17 protein-coding genes and 3 pseudogenes are annotated in these 17,412 nt (G+C 57.5%); 6 read left to right on the top strand and 14 right to left on the bottom strand.

What is annotated here, in order from left to right:
• Positions 1-267: 267 nt before the first annotated feature.
• From PZN02_RS31720 to PZN02_RS31745, 6 genes and pseudogenes are all read right to left on the bottom strand, one after another.
• Positions 268-657, bottom strand: coding sequence for a hypothetical protein (locus tag PZN02_RS31720; RefSeq protein ID WP_280663490.1), 390 nt, complete (start codon positions 655-657; stop codon positions 268-270).
• Complete coding sequence (locus PZN02_RS31725) at positions 654-893, bottom strand: DUF4158 domain-containing protein (RefSeq protein ID WP_280663491.1); 240 nt, start codon at positions 891-893, stop codon at positions 654-656. The genes PZN02_RS31720 and PZN02_RS31725 overlap by 4 nt, the downstream gene beginning before the upstream one ends.
• A 2-nt stretch (positions 894-895) precedes the next feature.
• Positions 896-1,160, bottom strand: a pseudogene (locus PZN02_RS31730) (cytochrome P450); the annotation flags it as partial.
• Complete coding sequence (locus tag PZN02_RS31735; RefSeq protein WP_280663492.1) at positions 1,127-2,359, bottom strand: cytochrome P450 family protein; 1,233 nt, start codon at positions 2,357-2,359, stop codon at positions 1,127-1,129. The gene PZN02_RS31735 and the pseudogene PZN02_RS31730, both read right to left, overlap by 34 nt.
• A gap of 646 nt (positions 2,360-3,005) precedes the next feature.
• Positions 3,006-3,443: a type II toxin-antitoxin system VapC family toxin gene (locus PZN02_RS31740; RefSeq protein WP_280663493.1), complete on the bottom strand. Its 438-nt coding sequence runs from the start codon at positions 3,441-3,443 to the stop codon at positions 3,006-3,008.
• Entirely contained in the window at positions 3,443-3,691 is a 249-nt protein-coding gene (locus PZN02_RS31745; protein WP_280663494.1) for a type II toxin-antitoxin system VapB family antitoxin, read from the bottom strand. The genes PZN02_RS31740 and PZN02_RS31745 overlap by 1 nt, the downstream gene beginning before the upstream one ends.
• A gap of 372 nt (positions 3,692-4,063) precedes the next feature.
• On the opposite strand from PZN02_RS31745, the gene PZN02_RS31750 reads away from it, so the two are divergent.
• From PZN02_RS31750 to PZN02_RS31765, 4 genes and pseudogenes are all read left to right on the top strand, one after another.
• Positions 4,064-5,065 carry an IS30 family transposase gene (locus PZN02_RS31750; protein WP_013851102.1) on the top strand — a complete coding sequence of 334 codons (1,002 nt, stop codon included), beginning with the start codon at positions 4,064-4,066 and terminating at the stop codon, positions 5,063-5,065.
• A gap of 126 nt (positions 5,066-5,191) precedes the next feature.
• Complete coding sequence (locus tag PZN02_RS31755; protein ID WP_280663495.1) at positions 5,192-6,565, top strand: ISNCY family transposase; 1,374 nt, start codon at positions 5,192-5,194, stop codon at positions 6,563-6,565.
• Positions 6,566-6,655: 90 nt separating this feature from the next.
• A complete protein-coding gene (locus tag PZN02_RS31760; protein WP_280663496.1) occupies positions 6,656-6,886 on the top strand; it encodes a hypothetical protein in 231 nt (76 codons plus the stop codon).
• A gap of 370 nt (positions 6,887-7,256) precedes the next feature.
• A pseudogene (locus tag PZN02_RS31765) lies at positions 7,257-7,751 on the top strand (helix-turn-helix domain-containing protein); the annotation flags it as partial.
• Positions 7,752-8,050: 299 nt separating this feature from the next.
• Here PZN02_RS31765 and PZN02_RS31770 read toward each other — a convergent pair.
• Entirely contained in the window at positions 8,051-9,082 is a 1,032-nt protein-coding gene (locus tag PZN02_RS31770) for an IS110 family RNA-guided transposase (protein ID WP_280663497.1), read from the bottom strand.
• Between the two features lie 121 nt (positions 9,083-9,203).
• Between PZN02_RS31770 and PZN02_RS31775 the strand changes: the two are divergent.
• Positions 9,204-10,169, top strand: a pseudogene (locus PZN02_RS31775) (ISNCY family transposase); the annotation flags it as partial.
• Positions 10,170-10,423: 254 nt separating this feature from the next.
• Here the strand turns inward: PZN02_RS31775 and PZN02_RS31780 are convergent.
• Both PZN02_RS31780 and PZN02_RS31785 read right to left on the bottom strand, forming a co-directional pair.
• Positions 10,424-10,921 (bottom strand): hypothetical protein, encoded by a 498-nt coding sequence (locus PZN02_RS31780; RefSeq protein ID WP_280663498.1) that lies wholly within the window; start codon positions 10,919-10,921, stop codon positions 10,424-10,426.
• Between the two features lie 22 nt (positions 10,922-10,943).
• A complete protein-coding gene (locus tag PZN02_RS31785) occupies positions 10,944-11,612 on the bottom strand; it encodes an ATP-binding protein (protein ID WP_280663499.1) in 669 nt (222 codons plus the stop codon).
• Between the two features lie 5 nt (positions 11,613-11,617).
• Between PZN02_RS31785 and PZN02_RS31790 the strand changes: the two genes are divergently transcribed.
• A complete protein-coding gene (locus PZN02_RS31790) occupies positions 11,618-12,112 on the top strand; it encodes an ASCH domain-containing protein (protein ID WP_280663792.1) in 495 nt (164 codons plus the stop codon).
• A 17-nt stretch (positions 12,113-12,129) separates the two neighbouring features.
• Here the strand turns inward: PZN02_RS31790 and PZN02_RS31795 are convergent, their stop codons facing one another.
• The 5 genes from PZN02_RS31795 to PZN02_RS31815 form a co-directional block, all read right to left on the bottom strand.
• Positions 12,130-13,632, bottom strand: coding sequence for a GNAT family N-acetyltransferase (locus PZN02_RS31795; protein WP_280663500.1), 1,503 nt, complete (start codon positions 13,630-13,632; stop codon positions 12,130-12,132).
• A 1-nt stretch (position 13,633) separates the two neighbouring features.
• On the bottom strand, positions 13,634-14,071 hold the full coding sequence (locus tag PZN02_RS31800) for an ASCH domain-containing protein (protein WP_280663501.1): 438 nt from the start codon (positions 14,069-14,071) through the stop codon (positions 13,634-13,636).
• A gap of 186 nt (positions 14,072-14,257) precedes the next feature.
• The gene (locus tag PZN02_RS31805) at positions 14,258-14,902 is read right to left on the bottom strand and encodes a PIN domain-containing protein (protein WP_483414602.1); all 645 of its coding nucleotides are present in this window, start codon (positions 14,900-14,902) and stop codon (positions 14,258-14,260) included.
• A complete protein-coding gene (locus PZN02_RS31810; RefSeq protein ID WP_280663503.1) occupies positions 14,877-16,067 on the bottom strand; it encodes a helix-turn-helix domain-containing protein in 1,191 nt (396 codons plus the stop codon). The genes PZN02_RS31805 and PZN02_RS31810 overlap by 26 nt, the downstream gene beginning before the upstream one ends.
• Positions 16,051-17,400 carry an adenine nucleotide alpha hydrolase family protein gene (locus PZN02_RS31815; protein ID WP_280663504.1) on the bottom strand — a complete coding sequence of 450 codons (1,350 nt, stop codon included), beginning with the start codon at positions 17,398-17,400 and terminating at the stop codon, positions 16,051-16,053. Before PZN02_RS31815 ends, PZN02_RS31810 begins: the two co-directional genes overlap by 17 nt.
• Positions 17,401-17,412 lie beyond the last annotated feature (12 nt).

Consider the following 17,412-nt stretch of genomic DNA (forward strand, 5'->3'; position numbering starts at 1 on the left):
CGCCAAGGCGGGGAAAGTCCGACCGGGCAGTGAAGGTGATTTCCTTGTCGTCCGGCAACTTCTCCGGCAGGTCCGCGCGATTGGCTGCGACAATCCCCGGATCGGTCACAAGGCTCGCAAACGCGATTATCGTGGCCGAGAGACCTGGCCGGTAATTTCTTCCCCAGCGCGGGCAGTGCGAACATGATGGTACAGGGGCTCCTCGCCGACCGCGCGCAAGTCGAATGCCGATCGGATGGCCTCGTTGCGGGCCGGGTTCATCGCGTCCTAATGACGCGCTGCGTCACCCGGACTGGAGGGGTTGTTCGTGGTCTCGATCGAGCCCTCGATCATGCGCGGTTTGGTTCGATTTCGAGCCCGTAGTGGCGACGTAGCCGCGAAACGAACGCCTCCTGAGCCCTTCCGTTTTCCTCCCAAAAAGGATGCACATAGTTCAGCTCGAGAGGACTTTTCCGACGCCTCAGCGAACTCTTCCAGCGTTGCGTTATCGACGGCCTTAAACCCCTCATTGACAACAAAAGCTTCGAATCGAATCCGGCAAATGCCGGACAGTACAGCTCGCCGGATCGACTTTCGCCCGCCTGGTTGATGTTCATTGGTATTGATTTCGGCGTTTCGCGCGTCGGTCAAGAGCGGGGTTTGCTTTTGTTTCCTCATGCTATCTCCTTCGGCCCGCCGTAGCTCTGAAGAATTTGAGCGAGGGGCATGCCCGGGCGGCGAAACAGCGCAAGCTGAAGGGCAACGCCGAGGCGATTGGGGCCCTCTCGGCGACGCCGGGTCAGATCGAGGTCGCCGGGCTCAAAGGTGTAAAGTCGGGCCAGGTCGTCACAATCCGCCGGGAATCCCAGTAGTTGTTCCCGCTCGGCTTCGCTCAGCAGTTCGTGCTTGCGCATTCGCCCATCAGCGCGCTGATGACCATGGCCGGAAGCGGAAAGGAGAGGTGGCGCCGCAGGTTGGCGGGCTGGGGCTGGGCCGCCATCGTCTCGAACAACTGCGCGGCGATCGCCTCGACCTGCTGCGCAAGCAGCTTCACCCTGCGGTTGCTGAAGGCCGGCGCCACGATCGTGCGAGACCAGCAATCCCGGCGAACCGAGAATCACCGAATTCGGGGTGAATGCCGCACTCTCTAAGCGATGGAAGGGCGGAAGGTGACCGGCAGGCGCTGCGGGCAGCGAATGACGTAAGACGGCATGTAGACGACGTCCTCCGCGGCGATGGTCAGCGCCAGATCCTCCAGCCGCCCGAACAGCGCGGGGAAGGCGCAGCGCAATTCCAGGCGCGCCAGCGCAGCGCCCAGGCATGAATGCGGTCCTTCGCCGAACGACAGGTGCGGGTTTTGCCGCCGGGTGACATCGAACCTGTCGGCGCCGGGACCGAAGGCCTTTTCGTCCCGGTTCGCCGCATGGAACGCCATCAGGACGGCGTCGCCGCGGCGGACCATGCATCCGTCGATCTCCACGTCCTGGGTGGCATAGCGGAACGGCAGATTGGCCACTGCGCTGCCCCAGCGCAGGATCTCCTCGATCGCCTGTGACCACGGAACTTGGCCGCTGCGCACCAGGTGCAGTTGCTGCGGATGCGTCAGCAAAGCAAGCACGCCATTGCCGATGACGCCGGTGGTGGTTACGAAGCCCGCAGAGAGCACCATGAATAGCATGTCGATGAGCTCGGTGTCGGAAACGAGCTCGCCGTTGTCGCGCGCGACGATCAGGGCCGAAGCCAGATCGTCGCCGAGCTGGCCCCGCTTGAGCGCGATCAAGCGACGGAAGAACTCCGGGATGCGCTGCCGCGTCTGTCGCACCTCTGCGGCTGTGGCGGAGGTGTTGGCCAGGCTGTAGGTGAGCGCGACGATCTCCTCGCGCTGTTCGTACGGCAAACCGAACAGCTCGGCGATCACGTTGGTGGGCAGCGGAACGGCGAACTCGCTCATCAGATCGGCACTGCCGCCGCGCTGCGCCATCTCGGCCAGGAGTCGATCGACGCATTGTTCGATACGTGGCGCCAGCAAGGCGATACGACCGGGCACGAAGCTCCTGGACAGCAGGCCGCGCAAGCGCCGGTGATCGGCGCCATGCGCCGTGACCATGTTGTCCACTTTGCACATCCCGATCAGCGGATGATCCTCGGGAATCTCGCCGTCCTGCAGCGCCCGCCACTGACGCCAGTCCCTGTTGAAACGCTGGTCGGAAAGCATCCGCCTGAGCGTCTGGTGACGACCTGCCGCCCAGGTCACCACATCGCCTGGCAGCGACACTCGCGCCATCCCCCCCTGCTGCAGAATCGCAGAAGACAGATTATCAAGTTCAGTGGGAGCGGCCGGCACACCGATCACATCGCAATGATCGTTTTCTACGCGCATGCCAACAACTCCTTAAAGAACGCTCCCGACAGCCATTGCAAATCATTTTCCGACAAACTTCTCTCCTACATGAGCGAGGCGTTCGCGGACACCCTTGCACCTACCGTGCCAAAGAAGAAAAGTCTTTTAAAACAATCATGGATCTAGCCGTGCCATGTAGCATATCAGACGTCGCCAGACACGGAACGTCGGAACAAGAACAGCGCGAAATTGGCGCTCGGCCGCCTTTGATGCCGAGAAAGGACAGCGATTGAGACCCATTCCACGCTGCGCGTGAAAGTGTGTCGTTCAACGGCCGTGCGGATGGCAATTTTGACAAGGAAAACCTGATGACGATGTACGGCCTGGTGCCTCGCCGTAAGCGCATGCGCAAGAGGGTGTAGCGGCTGCGCATCGCGCGAGCGCTGGCCCGGCGGCTTTCAGGCCCGATTTAGGCGAGAGCGGCGTACGCCATAGATTGGACCACATCATCTACTGGACCCCATTGTGGGAGGGCTGAGGCCGATCCCGGAGAGAAGCGCGGCCGCGAAAAGACGTTAAACGCCGTACAAACGGGGTCGGCGTGCAGAAACGATCAGCTGTTTAGGGGTCAGGGGGAAGCGCTGGAAAGGGAGCCGTTCCCCGTCCCAACACGCTTGCGGCAAGCCTAGGCCGCCTCGATGTCTGTTTTTGAGAAATCGTCGCCTTTGAAGAGCAGGGGGATGCGGTACGCTTTCGCGCACGCATAGGAGAAGCAGTCTCCGAAATTGAGCCTTGCCGGATGGGCGACAACGCCCCCATAGGTACGACAGGCTTCGACCGCCTTGCGATGCATAGCACTGCCGATAGCCATTTCTTTCGCGCCGATCGCCTCAAGGAATGCGTCAATGTGTTTCTGCGCCAGATCAATCAAATGAGGCGGGATCGGCACTTGGTTGCCGAATGCCGCGTCCCGCTTTTTGCGAGCAAGGCTGATGACGGCCTCGTAAATCGAAATCGATGAGTAGTAGATCTGATTTTTCGAATTTTCGATTCTGGAGATCAGAAAATCTGCGTCTTCCTCGTTGCCCACGATAGCAACGATGGCGGAGGCGTCCAGAAACATCAGATGCCGCCCCACTGTTCATCAGTGAATTTCTTCATATCGAAATTCGGGTCATCCGGACCCATAGCAGCACGAACATCATCCTGAATCTTTTTAATACGTTCTTTCAATGGTATAGCTTTCTGGGCGCGTTCCAGCTCGTTGAGCAGCGCTGTACGCACCGCCTCGGTCTTGTTGGGAGCCTTGATGACCTGCTGGACCTGCTTCGCCAGTTCGTCAACCGCATCATCGCGAATGTAGAGAGACATCGGGTTTCTCCTGGGGACGGATATCCCATTTGGGAATATACGAATATATCTAGCTGGAATATACGGGATTTGCAAGGTTAGGGCGCACCTAGCGATAGCCAAGCACGCCCTCTGGGCAGTTCGGAAGGAGAGAAACCAACCGCCGTCTGAACACGCGGTTTGGGCCGAACCTGGGATGTGTGAACGGCACGACTATCGCATTCCGGAACGCCAAGCAGGAACATAAGTTTCAAGATTAGATATTTGAGAAACAATATCAACGCCATAGTTCCATAATACATATTATGCGATCGGCTCGTGCAGCCGGGGTACATTCTATTTCCAAGTGCGACATGCCAATAAAAACAAAGGCTTCGCCCTGGAGATTTTTGGATGTCGCAGTGCTATTTGCAGCTCACCCTTCCCGATCGCCGACGCGTGCATCAGCTTCTCGAACGCAAGGTGCCGATTGCTGAGATCGCCCGCCAACTCGGTCGGCATCGATCGACGATCTATCGTGAACTGAAGCGCAATACCTTTCATGATGCCGAGTTTCCGGAATACAGCGGCTATTACAGCGGTATCGCCAACGACATCTCGAAGGAGCGTCGGCGACGGCTGCGCAAGCTCAGCCGCCACGCGCAATTACGCGAACTGGTCATCGAGCAGCTGAAGGCACTTTGGTCGCCGGAGCAGATCGCCGGCCGTCTGCTTGCCGATGGTGTGAGCGCCGTCCGCGTCTGCACCGAGACGATCTATCGCTTCATCTATAGCAAGGAAGATTATGCGCTGGAGCTCTATCAGCATCTGCCGGAAGGCCGTCGTAAGCGCCGCCCACGCCGCTCCCGCAAACCCCGTGACGGCTCGATCCCGTTGGACTGCAGGATCAGCCAACGCCCTGATTTCATTGCCGATCGCTCTCAGTTCGGCCACTGGGAGGGTGATCTCCTGATCTTCCGGCGCGACCTTGGTGAAGCCAATGTCACCTCGCTGGTCGAGCGCAAGAGCCGCTACACGGTGATGATCAAGAATGGCAGCCGTCACTCTCGTCCGCTCATCGACAAGATCATCGATGCCTTCTCACCGCTACCCGCCTTTGCCCGGCAGAGCTTCACCTTCGACCGTGGTACCGAGTTTCGCGGTTTCAAGGCTTTGGAAGATGGACTCGGCGCCAGGAGCTGGTTTTGCGATCCGAATTCACCGTGGCAGAAAGGCGCGGTCGAGAACACCAACAAGCGCATCCGTCGCTTTGTGCCGAGCGATACGGACCTGTCCGCCGTCAGCCAGCCGCAACTGGTCGCCCTCGCCCACCATCTCAATTCACTGCCCAGGAAGTGCCTTGGTTACCGCACGCCCGCCGAGGTCTTCATGGCCCATTTGCGCGATTGCGGGTAATCCCCTACCCTCCACTCGTCATTGTTGCACTTGGATTAGATTCTCCACCGCAAAGTTAAAGTGTCCTGTTCCTGCAAAGTAAGAATGTCACTCTCGCCGCGTTTTCAATGACGTGGGAGATTGCGGATGGGATTGATTGCGATGAGCGAGCGCGATCTGCAGCGGATCGAGGTTTTGTCGAAGGTGGTCGACGGCCGCATGACGATGGTTTCGGCGGCGCATGTCCTGGGCTTGAGCACGCGTCAGGTTCGCCGGCTCTTGGAGCGGATCCGGACGGATGGTGCGGCATCGATCCGGCACAGAACGATCGGCCGACCGTCGAACAACCGGATCAGCGACGGCGTGCGTGACTATACCGTAGCGATCGTGCGCGAGCGCTATGCCGATTTCGGCCCGACGCTGGCCGCCGAGAAGCTCGCCGAGCGCGACGGCCTGACGGTGTCGCGCGAGACCTTGCGCAAATGGATGTCGGAGGCCGGCCTGTGGCTGTCGCGCAAGCAGCGCCGCACGTTCCACCAGCCGCGGCTGCGCCGCGAGGCCTATGGCGAGCTGGTGCAGATCGATGGCAGCGAGCATCGCTGGTTCGAGGATCGCGGTGACCCATGTTCGCTGCTGGTGTTCATCGACGATGCGACCGGCAAGCTGATGCAGTTGCGCTTCGTACGATCGGAAAGCGCGTTTACGTATTTCGAGGCGCTGGAGCTCTATCTGCAGGCGCATGGTGCTCCGGTCGCCTTCTATTCCGACAAGCATTCGGTGTTCCGGGTGTCGAAGAAAGACGCCAAGGGCGGCCAGGGCATGACCCAGTTCGGGCGTGCGCTTTGCGAGCTAAACATCGAGATTCTTTGCGCAAACTCGAGCCAAGCCAAGGGTCGGGTCGAGCGGATGAACCGGACGCTACAGGACCGTTTGATTAAGGATCTGCGCCTGGAGGGCATCTGCGGCATGGACGACGGCAACGCTTTCCTGCCTCGGTTCATGGAGCGCTATAACCGGCAATTTGCCATTGCCCCTGCCCGACCTGATGATCTGCATCGGTCGCTGAATCTTGCCCAGGATCGGCTGCGCGACGTCCTGTGCAAACGTGAGCAGCGTTATGTCGGTGCCCAGTTGACGTTCTCCTACGAGCGCCAGCGGATCATGCTGGAAGAGACGGAGGTGACGCGCGGACTGGTCGGTCGCTATGTCGAGACCTACGCCCTTGCCGATGGCCGGCTGGATGTGCGCTGGAAGGGGCATTCCCTGCCCTACCGGGTGTTCGACAAGGACCAGCGGGTGACGCATGCGGCGATCACCGAGAACAAGCGGCTTTCCGATGTGCTGGCCTACATCAAGGAGCGACAGGATCAGTTGCCGGCGCCGAAGGTGAAGACCAACAACCAGAAGAATCGCTACACGCCGCGGGGTCGAAAGCCGGGCAAGCGGACGGATTTCATGAACGATCCAGCGGTCATCGCTCGGCGGCGGCAGTCACTTTCCCATCTTGATGCCGCGGAGTGATCAAGCTCTACGGTTAAGTAGAGTATTCTTCAAATAAGTTATATATAGATGAACTCCATATGAGGTTTCTGCAGCGAATGGGAGATTTGCGTGGAGGTAGCGTTAATCAACATCATCGGTATTTGTCTTTTTTTAGGTGCGGGCGTCTTCATTGGGATTATTGGACACCTCGTCATTAAAGACTTTCCTTTGATGCGACGCGATTCGAACTATATGTCATTTTTCTTTTCTCAGCGGAAAACCCACGCAAGATTGCTGATCACTTTGAGCCTGTTCAACGTGGTACTCTTCATCACCATATTCACCCTCATCGGTTTGTGACCGCTGTCAATGACGCATAAGAGGCTCTGTCATCAGTAAGAAAAAAGGTAACAGGGCGTCCGCTCTCAAAGCTAAAGCCGATGCGTGCCCCTAACCCGCCCCGATCTTCCCTTGCAACCCGGACCAGCCGGTCAGATCGGGGCTGGTCGTCGTGCCGTGTGGCGCCTCAAAGTGACATTTTAACTTTGCGCCGCAAAGGACATTTCAACCTGGCCGCCACAGTCGTGTAGCGGCATTTTAGAGATGCGACACATGAGCCAGTTAGAGATGCGACAGTCGTCGCCTCTTGGGATGCTGGTCAAACGTCAATGTTTGGAAGGAAGACTGGCGACGTGAAGCGTGGTTGAGACCATGAGCGTTCGGAGTCGTCATGTCTTGTTTGATCACCATGTCGCAGAAGGAATTGCATCGTCTTGAACTCATCCAGCGGGTTCGCGGGCGCAGCCTGACCGTCGTCGAGGCGGCCGCGTTGCTTCGTCTTAGCCGCAGTCAGGTCCACCGGCTGTTGCAGGCCTATGACCTGGCCGGCGCCGACGGTCTCGTCTCGAAGAAGCGCGGCCGGCCGAGCAACCGGCGTCACAGCGAGGAGTTCCGCAACCTGGTGCTCGACCTGGTGCGTGAGCATTATGGGGATTTCGGACCAACGTTGGCGGCTGAGAAGCTGCTCGAACGCCACCGGATTGCCATCAGCAAGGAGACGCTGCGTCAGTGGATGATGGAAGCCGGCATCTGGGTGTCGCGACGCGAGCGCAAGAAGCGGGTCTTCCAGCCGCGCGGCCGGCGCGATTGTTTCGGCGAACTCGTCCAGATCGATGGGTCGCTTCATTGGTGGTTGTCTAATCGCAGTCCATCCGTCAAGCTGGTTTGAGCATTCAGCGACCCTTTCCGGCTTGCGGGACAGGCAAACCGGCTGAACTGATTGGCTGGATCCGCCCTCACCGGCCGTGTCCTTCGGAGCTATCCAATGCTGGGAGCAGGGTTGTCTCCGCGGTCGACAAATGTCGCCGCACAATGGTTTTCGCAGGTGGGATCTTCCTGATGTTCGAGGCGCAGTCTCAACGAGCTGCAGCCACCAGAAGCGGAATGATCCTGCCCACGTCCGCAGCAGGGACGCTCAGCACCCAAAGTTAGATGGCGCGCTGAGGGAGGAAGGCTAAACGTCTCCTATATGGTCGCGCCAGCCGATGCGTTGAACACTTCTCCCGTCTTGAGCATGCTGTGCATGATGACCGCGAGTTTCCGGGCGACGGCCACGGCGGCCCGTTTGAAGCCAAGTCGCTCGCGCAGCTTAAGTCCCCAACGCTTGAGACTGCTCTCCGTCCTGGCACTGGTTCTCGTCAGAAGCACTGTCGCTGCTTCATAAAGCAACCCACGTAAACGATTGTCACCCCTTCGCGAGATATGGCCGTCATAGTCGACCTCGCCTGACTGATAACGCCGGGTTGTCAGCCCAAGCCAGGCGCCCACCGAGCGCGACGTTCGAAAGTTTTCTGGATTTTCAATTGCTGTAACGTAGGACACCGCCGTGACCGCGCCGATTCCCGGAATCGTCATCAATAGCTTCGTGGCTTCGCTCCGACGGGCCACTATAAGCAGCTGGCGACCAAGATCGGCTGCGCGCTTGCGGATATCGTACCACGCCTCCAAAAGAGGCAAGATAATCTTCGCAAGCTCGACGTTCCCATCTAAAAGCTTCCGCACATCGCCATCAAACACCCGACCCTTCCCTTTTGGGATGATCAGACCGAAGGTCTTCATCAGACCGCGGATTTGATTGCCAAGTTGTGTTGAGATGTTCAGAAGCTGTTCGCGGGCAGCCACCAACGTGCGGGCCATCATAGCGTCAAACGACTTGACGCGAACCGCTTTGTAAAAGCCTGCTTCAGCGAGTTGAGCTAAACCGTCCGCATCGTTGGCATCGGTTTTGTTGAGCGTTTCGTTCAATACCTTTTGCGCGTGCCGCGCTTCAATGCAGACCGCCGGCAACCCCTCGCTCGTCAGCGCGTGATAGAACCACGTCGACAGCGGTCCCGTTTCGAATACGACGCGCCGCGCGCGCGGAGCTTTTTTGCGGATCATCTGCGCGAGAAGATTGGGATCCGAAGGACATTTCCCCCGCCAGATCCGTTTCCCGTCCTCCCGGATCGAAATTGCGGTATCTTTCAATGAAACATCAAGGCCAATATATTGGTTCAAGGTTGCCTCCATCCGATGTTTGGCCCCGGTTCCAATCGAGAGCCCGTTTTTCCATCCTATCGGGGGCAACCACCCTCACCAGCCCAAAAACCAGAGACGGTCGCGCCGCGATTACTCCATGTTCGAGAACCGCGGCCCCAAATGCGCCCTGCTCGTCTATATCGACGATGCCACCGGCAAGCAGTTGCACTTACGCTTTGCGGCCTCGGAGAACACCTTCGACTATCTGCACGCGACGAAGGCCTATCTACAGCACTGGGGCAAGCCGATCGCCTTCTACAGCGACAAGCATGGCATCTTCCGCACCACCCATGCTTCCAAGAAGGACAGGACCAGCGGCCTGACGCAGTTCGGGCGGGCGCTTTATGAGCTCAACATCGACATCATCTGCGCCAACACCCCGCAGGCCAAGGGCCGTGTCGAGCGCGCCAACCAGACGCTGCAGGATCGCCTCGTCAAGGAACTGCGGCTGCGCGGCATCGACACGATCGCGGCCGCCAATGCCTATGCGCCGGAGTTCATGGCCGACTTCAATCGCCGCTTTGGCAAGGCGCCGCGCAATCCGAAGGACATGCACCGGCCGTTTGCCGCGCATGAGAACCTCGATGGCGCGATGTGCCGCAAGGAGATCCGCAAGCTGTCGCAGTCGCTGACGCTGCGCTATGACAAGGTGATGTTCATCCTCGATCCGACCGATTTCGCCACGGCGCTGGCCGGCAAGAAGGTCATTGTCTGCGACTATCCCGATGGTCGCCTCGAGGTCACCCATGAGGGGACGTCCCTGCCCTACAGAACCTTCGACACGCTGCGCTCGGTGCACCGCTCCGAGGTGGTTGAGAACAAGCGCCTTGATGACATGCTGGCGGTGGTGGCCGAGATGCAGGCCGGACGAGAGCAACAGCGCAGCAAGGGCGGACCGCGCCGCACCGGCCAGACGGATCATATGTTCGGCATTCGCGACGGCAGTCAGAGCAATGGCTATCAAAAGCGCGGCACGAAGCCTGGCCGGAAGACGGATTTCACCAAGGATCCGGTGGTCATCGCCCGCCGCCAGCAAGCCCTTGCGCAGCTGAAGGCGGCGGAGTGATCGAGGGTGTCAAAGCTAAAGTTTATCTCGCAGCTGGAGCCATCCGTCGCCGCCCGGGCTGCGCAACCCCGACCAGCTCCACCCGGCCGGCGGCTTGCGTCTACGTACTTTATAAATATAGCAACTTGCAAACGCAGTAATAAGGAATAGGATGATGTCGCATTTCTAAGTTGACTACGTTGTCTCTTCTTTAAATAGCTGTGACACAGCCATTGATTTTATCAACTAATTTACAATAGGCCACCCACTAGATGTCACGCATAGATTAAGCGGTGAGCAACGATGCCCAATTTGGGATGACCGTCGCAGAACTCGTATGCTATCCTCAGCACAGCGTTGCCATCGTCGATATGTCGACGGTCATCAGCCTCCAGACCGCGCTTCCATCCATGGAAGAAGTTGTTTCGAATGCGTGCAAGCGCATTGAAAACTGCAGATGAGTCGCCGCATTCTGGAGGCTCTGCATCGAAATGGAGGCCAACGCCAGGCTCGTTGGTGATCACCTGCGGCGGATCATCGATGAGCCGTCGGGCAATTGGATCCTCTTTTATCCGCTTGTAGAATTGGCCGCCGAATGCCTGGCCAACGAGATCCCAGTTGATACCGACACGAGGCGGCTTGAGAGTGTATGTCACGCCCTCCTGCCCGAATGCCCATTCCAAACGAGAGAAGGTGGAAAAAAACCGGATTGGGGCTTGGTCCATTTCCGCTTCGAGAGTTTCCACCACGATGTTCCAAGCCGTCTGCGCCATTGTTTTTCCCGGTCGAATCGCCTCAAAGCAACGGTCGCAGGAAGGCGACAAACGCATCGGTTTCGCCCGACGTTATTGTTTCCATCGGGATCGAGAGCGACGTCGCATGGTCTCTCGCAAGCTCAAGACAGAGGTCTTGGTAGGTCGACAAGGCTTCTGCGGTCCGTTGTGGTCGCCCACGGGTGGAATCGGCGGTTCGCCGGGCGACAATAGCGGCCGGAGCGTCGACAACCATCGCGATACCAGCCGGCCGCAACCCAGCAATCACCTCAAACGGGATCCTCACCAGGCCGTCATTGGTATCGACGACATTATGTCCGTCGAACAGTATCGATGTGCTGTCTTGCGCCGCATAGGTGCGAAACCCGGCGAGCAGGAGCTCCTGATTGTCGACCACGCGGTCGGTCCGCAGCTCGTCAGCCGAAACGATTTGCGACGTCAGGCGTTCTTTCTCGGCGCGGATCAGTTCGCTGCCACTCACGTGACGCAATCCTAAGGATGCCGCAGCTTGGCGGCAAAGCCAGGATTTGCCTACGCCCGAGACGCCGAATACGAGTATTGTTTTCATTGCCCACCCCACGATAGTTATCCCTATCAGCTTTCTGGGGACGGCTTCAAGCAAGGCTTGGGGACTATCAACGGCTGAGTTATACCGGATATCGACGGTAAGTTCCGAAAGGAGAGACAACATTGAAGGTGGCATTCCATCACGCGAAGCCGATCAATCAAGGAAGTCTTGTCCCATCGGACCTCAAGGCGCACCTGAGCTGCGAGTTTCCTGATCTTGATGCTGTCGAGCGGCATCGGTTTGTGATGGTTGCCGACCTCGCAGAACTGATCTTTTCCGCGAAAAAGTCGTCAACGATTCGCTTTTCAAAGGGCGCGGTCGAATACCCTTCAGCACAGGAGTTGCCGTTATTCGTGGTCGGCGATCATCGCGAGAAAGCCGCGCCAACCTGTATCGGTGCGCTCCACATTGGCGCCGTCTGCTACAAGACGCTTGCCGAACTGAATGAAACCGACGCGCATAAGGACGGTTTTGCATCCAAGGCGGATCTGGTCGACGCGCTGAAAAGGTTTTACGGCGACATTCAGTCCAGCGACGTCCTGTCCGTCTTCGAGTTTACGCTCAGCAATCGACGAAGGCCCACTTCGCTCACGCCCGCACACGAGCATTCGCCGGCCGCCTAAGCTGCCTGCTACTTGCTTCAAAAGACAAAGCCGAGATTCAACATTGGCTTGAGCCGACGATAGCTCTGTTCAGAAATCCGTGTGATGGATTGTGGCCAGCTGCTAAGAACGCTATTCGACGTTAGAGCACCCAGCGGAAGCGGCGGTACGATGTGACCGATCAGCAGGAAGTCGATAACCTTCAGCGGCGAAGAGCCGCTTACCCAGGATGTCAACTCCGCATCTGAAAACACGGATCGCTTTGCAGTCCAACGTCTCACCTCATCCACGTCCTGAGTGTGACGCACGTTTTCAACGATGCCAATCGAGGTCATCGACTGAGAACGAGGAGAGCCGGGCTTCTTTGTCTGATAGAAAAATATCACATCGCCAGCGCCGATAGCGTTGTTGCGAGAATGACAGATATAGACTTTGCGGATGGTGTTTCCCGGGATGGCGCCAGGGGTCGTCGCCACGTTCTGTGGGAGCATTTCCACTTCCGGAAAGAGCTTCGCGTGATAGGCCGGCCGGATCGGGATAACGAACTTGTTCGCCTTGGGGCCGTCATAGAAGCGTGGATAGTTTTTACGCGCCACGCCGATTGCGGTTTCGCCAGCCGGAAGGGCGACCTTCCCTTTTCCTACGACTTTTTCAAATACGCCATCGCCGTCTGCCTGATCGCCAGTCTGCTCGAAACCGTACTCTTCAAGAAGACGGATCAGCGAGACCTGCTTTGCCTTGGCGGTAAGGTACATGACATCGTAACCGTTGCGCTGTGCATGCCAGAAAATCTGTTTGAGCAGTTGCTCACCAAGCTTTTGTCCCCTGTGATCCTCAGAGACTTTGAACGTGCAAATTTTAAGGATCTGCTCGCCAGGTTTGGTGATCCCGGCTTCAGCGCGCGTCTCATTCTTACGAATAACGACCGCCGCGAGCGCACCATCGTCTTTTATGATCCAGCAATCACGGTGCTCATTAATGCACTTGGCCGTCCATTTGTCGAAATACGCGCCGTAATCACTGCGGAGCCCTTCGAAAATCGGATCTGCAAAGTCAATCTCATGGGCTTTGACTTCTTCTACCGCTGGCAGGAAGACGATGTCTGGCTCGAAGCTCTGCTTCAACCAGACCAAAGCGTCAGCAACTGTCATAACGCGATCGGCCAAATGGGCCTTTCGAGCGCGGCGATGCAGGCCGTCGTCTTCGGTGATCAGGAAATCCGCGACTGTAATCGATACGGCATGCAAAAGCTTCGCGTCGACGACGTCGTTAGGTTTCGGAAGCTCACCGTAGCGAGCCTTCAAATCATCAACAGAAGGAGATGCAATCTTTTTCAGTTGCGGAAATTTGTTAAGCTTGCTGAGCGTAGCCTTTTTTCGGGCTTCGTTGGCATCGCGATTGATGTCCTCAATCGAAGCTTCGTGAACGAAAACCTTGATGCCATTTTCATGGCACCTACGAAGTAGATCGGCAAAATTCGCTTTGATTTCTCCGTCATCTTCAAGCTGGATGACGACGTTCGTATCGATGAGAAACTTCATCTTAGTGACCGTAAATGATCTTGCGGAAAGCGTCGTCTGCATAAGTGAACGACTGCGGCGGGGTGAATTTCAGCTTTGCCTTTAGCTCGTCGAGCGGCACGGGTACGTCAAGTTTGACCGGATCGCGCAGAACGAGAACATATCCTTCGCCGAGATCCCCGTAATATTCATCAAATGCAGGCTTATCGATATAGGCGACCTCATGATACTGCCGCCAGATTTCGTGGACCGGCAATCTCTTCACTTCCTCGATCGTGGCATACCCCAAGACCGCTTGAAGGGGCACGGTCGCGTAGATGAACAGCTTGGCATCAGTGGCGGTCCCATACGGGAAACGACGCCGCAGTTCGACCTTTTTCAGTCCATCCACGATCCGGGTCGCATATTCAGGCTTGATGCTGAGGACGAAGTCCTGCTTGAAAAGATCCAGATTTGTCATACTATAATCGAACTTAGAATCACGCGGAGATGCAGCGTCGCTTTGCTCATACTACCTTGAATTGCCTAGGTCCATACTGTCGCCGAACAAGTATTTCTGGTGCGAAGCAAGGCCCGGGTCTGGCGTCCTCGTGACGAGGAACCAACGAGTCCGACCCTTCCTGTCAGTCACAGACGCGACAAACATCTAGGCGACGTCGGCCCGGACGCCGACCTCGATTCGCGGGCCAAAGCGAAGCTTGTAGCCGGGAAGGCAGGTGCAGGCGCGAGCTCTCTCTTCGCCAATCAAGGCGATCACGTCCTCAATTGACATCGCCGGAATTCGCATCCGCCCGTCGCGCAGCGCAAGAAACAGCGCCTCTCGGGCGACGTCGTCGCCCAGCGTGTCTAGCGTCGCCGGGTGCCGAAAAAGCTCCAACGACCAGCCCGGCTGGCATCCCGGAAGGAGCGTGCTCGCGCGCCCACGTCCTCGCTTCTCGTCGATGATCGGAAAACAGCCTCTCGCTGCCGCGACAGCGAGAGTGGCGGCCTCACCATCATCCAGCACAGGAACAGATGACGTCAGTTCGAAGAAAGTCTCGAACTCGCTGTCAGTTAACTGGGTCAAGGTCACTCCCCGGGAGGCAACCAGCGATTCCAGAAAACTATGTTCGCCGTTGCGACGGCTCGTTTCGTGCTCGAGCTCACCCGCCACGATTTGCGTGACGATGATATCGTTCGGAATTGCCGCAAGGATTTGCTCGCCGTACCGGCACGCGTGGAGATTGATCAGCACGCTGGTATCGAGCACAAGAGCGTCTTTGATGTCACTCAGCGAGCTTGAGCAGGTCATCCGTCTCTCTATCCCCAAGCTCGATCTGGTCGATGATTCCGCGAAGCTCTACCCGGCTGACTTTCAAGAGTTCAGCGAGTTGGCCCTCAGACATCAATTCCCGCTTCCATGCAGCGTGGGCCATGAGGCTCATGCGATGGGATACCAGCCGGTCAGCATCGGCCTTTCCCGAATCCTGTCGTTCTGGCAGGCCGCCGAGAACCTCCCGAACATGTTCATCAGTAATGCCGCCATTGTTTTCGAACCACGCCCAAGTGCCCTTTTTTACTAGCCCCAACTCTTCCAGTCTCAGGACACACGCCTGCCGCGAAATATTGTATCTTTCTGCAAGAAGAATGATAAGTCGCCTCGTCGTCTTCCCAGTGATTTCCTTTAGTTCGAGAAAGCTCTGCGTGAAACTTTCTGCCGGCGCAACAAAAGCTCTGCCGAAGGCATTTGCGTATCTTTCGTCACGCGACAAAAATCTCTCGTCGACTTCCAAAATTTCCGGCATTTGCCGGGTGCTGTAAAAATGGCCGGTTTCATGTGCGGCCGTCTGAATGCGCCTTGGAAGCGGGTGATTTGCATTCAAAAGTATGCAGGCCCCAACGTTCTCGTCGTAGGTAAACAGACCAGCGATCCGCGACCGCGATGAGAGGCGCCGTTGATAAAGCCTGATGCCCAAACCATGCTCGACAATCGAGAAGATATCGCTGATCGGCCCCTGCCCCAGCCCGAGCCATTCTCGCAATTCGGTGGCATGCGCCTCACCAAGGACCGTAACATCGCCTTCGTTGATGCCTCGTTCAGGAGGGTAATTGCGCCGTCGCTGGATTCCGAGCACGTTTTCGAGTTCGACATCCGCTTTGATCAAATCGTTAAGAAGGCGAACCGCCTCGAGCGTATGCTCGTCTTCGGTCTCACGCAGCTTCCTGAAGCGCGGTACTAAGTCGATATGAACCGCCTCGCGACGAAGCAGACCGTTCACCGAGACCCCATAGTGGCGCGCGAGCATCTGGATCTCCTGGATCCGAACCCGGCGTACGCCCTGCTCGATCGATACCAAAGTCGGCCTGGATACGCCGATGACCTGGGCGGCGTCGGCTTGCCTGACGCGGGCATTCTCGCGAGCGATCCGAAGCCGTCTTCCAATTTCCTGGGCGCTGAGCTCATTCAAAGCGGCCATAGCGCCCTCCGTCCATCCAACCCCTCAGAAAGCTCTGTTCTCCCTGCGCGGACAAGAAAGTCCGCCATTCCTGTGCATGCGTCATCAACATCATTTTCAGTTTCTGCAGCGTGTCATGATAACTCTGCGCAGTTGCTGCACCGATCTGCGAAGCGTGTATTCGAAGCGCCGTATCGGGCAAAGCAGCGAGATCAGCAAGATGCTGCAGATGTCGAGCCCCGACGCTCCCATATTCGATCATTATATCACGGTCGGCCTTGCCTCGAATGCGCGATAGGGCCACATCCAGGTTACCTGTGGAGAGGTCTGATACTACATACGTCTCAGGCGGCTCGACGACCCCCGCAGCAAACATGCTCTGTCTACGAAGCAGGCATGCAGCGCACAAACCGCACTGTCTGCGTTTGCCGTCGTTCACTACGCGACGCGACTGCCAGCACGATTTGGTGTTCGCGAGATGCTTCTGTTCCTTCCCGGGCAATGCAAGGTAGGCGGAAAGCGTCTGCCCCTTCGTCGACCACAGCCGGGGCTGTTCATAGCGCAGGCTTACATCGAAGATTGCGCGGATGAACTTTTCCATCTTTCGAAAGAAGGTCGGGAAATTGCGATAGTCTACATAGATATTGTGCAGCGGTGCCAGCGCCGGTCCAAGGGCACCCTGCCCGCTTTCCGGTACGACGATGCGGGTGATCCTAGAAAGATGTGCGGCAATTGCCGTCATTGCGGCGAACTGGAAGCCGCGCGATCTAAAGCTACTTTCTTTTGCCTTAAACCCACGCACCTTGAATGGAATCTGAGTGAAGAAGCTGTCGCCTTCGCGCCGGCGCTGACGCTTGCCGGCCACCCGGATGCATAGGGCTTCGTCCTTAGTTCCGCTCAAGGCCGATACTGCGCGTGAATCCAACCCCTCGCTGTAGGCTATCGCGAAAGTTTTATTCTGGTCGAAGATCAGAGGGAGCTGCCTCGACCCAATCGGAGTTACGTTGCTCGCTCCAACGAAGGAGAAATGCCAGCTATCTCCGGTCAGATGATTCATGACACTTCGAAGACTCTGAGAGACAGCCGGCCGGAGCCAAGTATCCACGTCGGTGGCCGGAATTGTGACATGAAGATCGCGGTGCCAACCTGCGGGTCTTTTCCATCGACGGTCTGCGAGCTCGATGGCAGCGCACAGGACCATCAAGTCGTAGTGCTTCGGAGAAAACCCCTTGACGTTGAAGCTGTCCAAAACCTCGGGCCTGAACCGAATATGCTCGTTAATAATTGCGATATCGCCGCCGGTGCCCTCCCCTTTGCCTTTCTCGACGACGATAAGATGTTTGTCATAGGTCATCGGCGTATCGTC

The sequence above is a fragment of the Sinorhizobium garamanticum genome (genome assembly GCF_029892065.1).
GTDB lineage: Bacteria > Pseudomonadota > Alphaproteobacteria > Rhizobiales > Rhizobiaceae > Sinorhizobium > Sinorhizobium garamanticum.

Coding starts and splice junctions, on each gene's coding strand:
- PZN02_RS31810 (WP_280663503.1), bottom strand. CDS start 16,067: ATGGCCGCTTTGAATGAGCTCAGCGCCCAGGAAATTGGAAGACGGCTT.
- PZN02_RS31750 (WP_013851102.1), top strand. CDS start 4,064: ATGTCGCAGTGCTATTTGCAGCTCACCCTTCCCGATCGCCGACGCGTG.
- PZN02_RS31725 (WP_280663491.1), bottom strand. CDS start 893: ATGCGCAAGCACGAACTGCTGAGCGAAGCCGAGCGGGAACAACTACTG.
- PZN02_RS31815 (WP_280663504.1), bottom strand. CDS start 17,400: ATGACCTATGACAAACATCTTATCGTCGTCGAGAAAGGCAAAGGGGAG.
- PZN02_RS31740 (WP_280663493.1), bottom strand. CDS start 3,443: ATGTTTCTGGACGCCTCCGCCATCGTTGCTATCGTGGGCAACGAGGAA.
- PZN02_RS31745 (WP_280663494.1), bottom strand. CDS start 3,691: ATGTCTCTCTACATTCGCGATGATGCGGTTGACGAACTGGCGAAGCAG.
- PZN02_RS31780 (WP_280663498.1), bottom strand. CDS start 10,921: ATGGCGCAGACGGCTTGGAACATCGTGGTGGAAACTCTCGAAGCGGAA.
- PZN02_RS31805 (WP_483414602.1), bottom strand. CDS start 14,902: ATGACCTGCTCAAGCTCGCTGAGTGACATCAAAGACGCTCTTGTGCTC.
- PZN02_RS31735 (WP_280663492.1), bottom strand. CDS start 2,359: ATGCGCGTAGAAAACGATCATTGCGATGTGATCGGTGTGCCGGCCGCT.
- PZN02_RS31755 (WP_280663495.1), top strand. CDS start 5,192: ATGGGATTGATTGCGATGAGCGAGCGCGATCTGCAGCGGATCGAGGTT.
- PZN02_RS31785 (WP_280663499.1), bottom strand. CDS start 11,612: ATGTTGTCTCTCCTTTCGGAACTTACCGTCGATATCCGGTATAACTCA.
- PZN02_RS31795 (WP_280663500.1), bottom strand. CDS start 13,632: ATGAAGTTTCTCATCGATACGAACGTCGTCATCCAGCTTGAAGATGAC.
- PZN02_RS31720 (WP_280663490.1), bottom strand. CDS start 657: ATGAGGAAACAAAAGCAAACCCCGCTCTTGACCGACGCGCGAAACGCC.
- PZN02_RS31800 (WP_280663501.1), bottom strand. CDS start 14,071: ATGACAAATCTGGATCTTTTCAAGCAGGACTTCGTCCTCAGCATCAAG.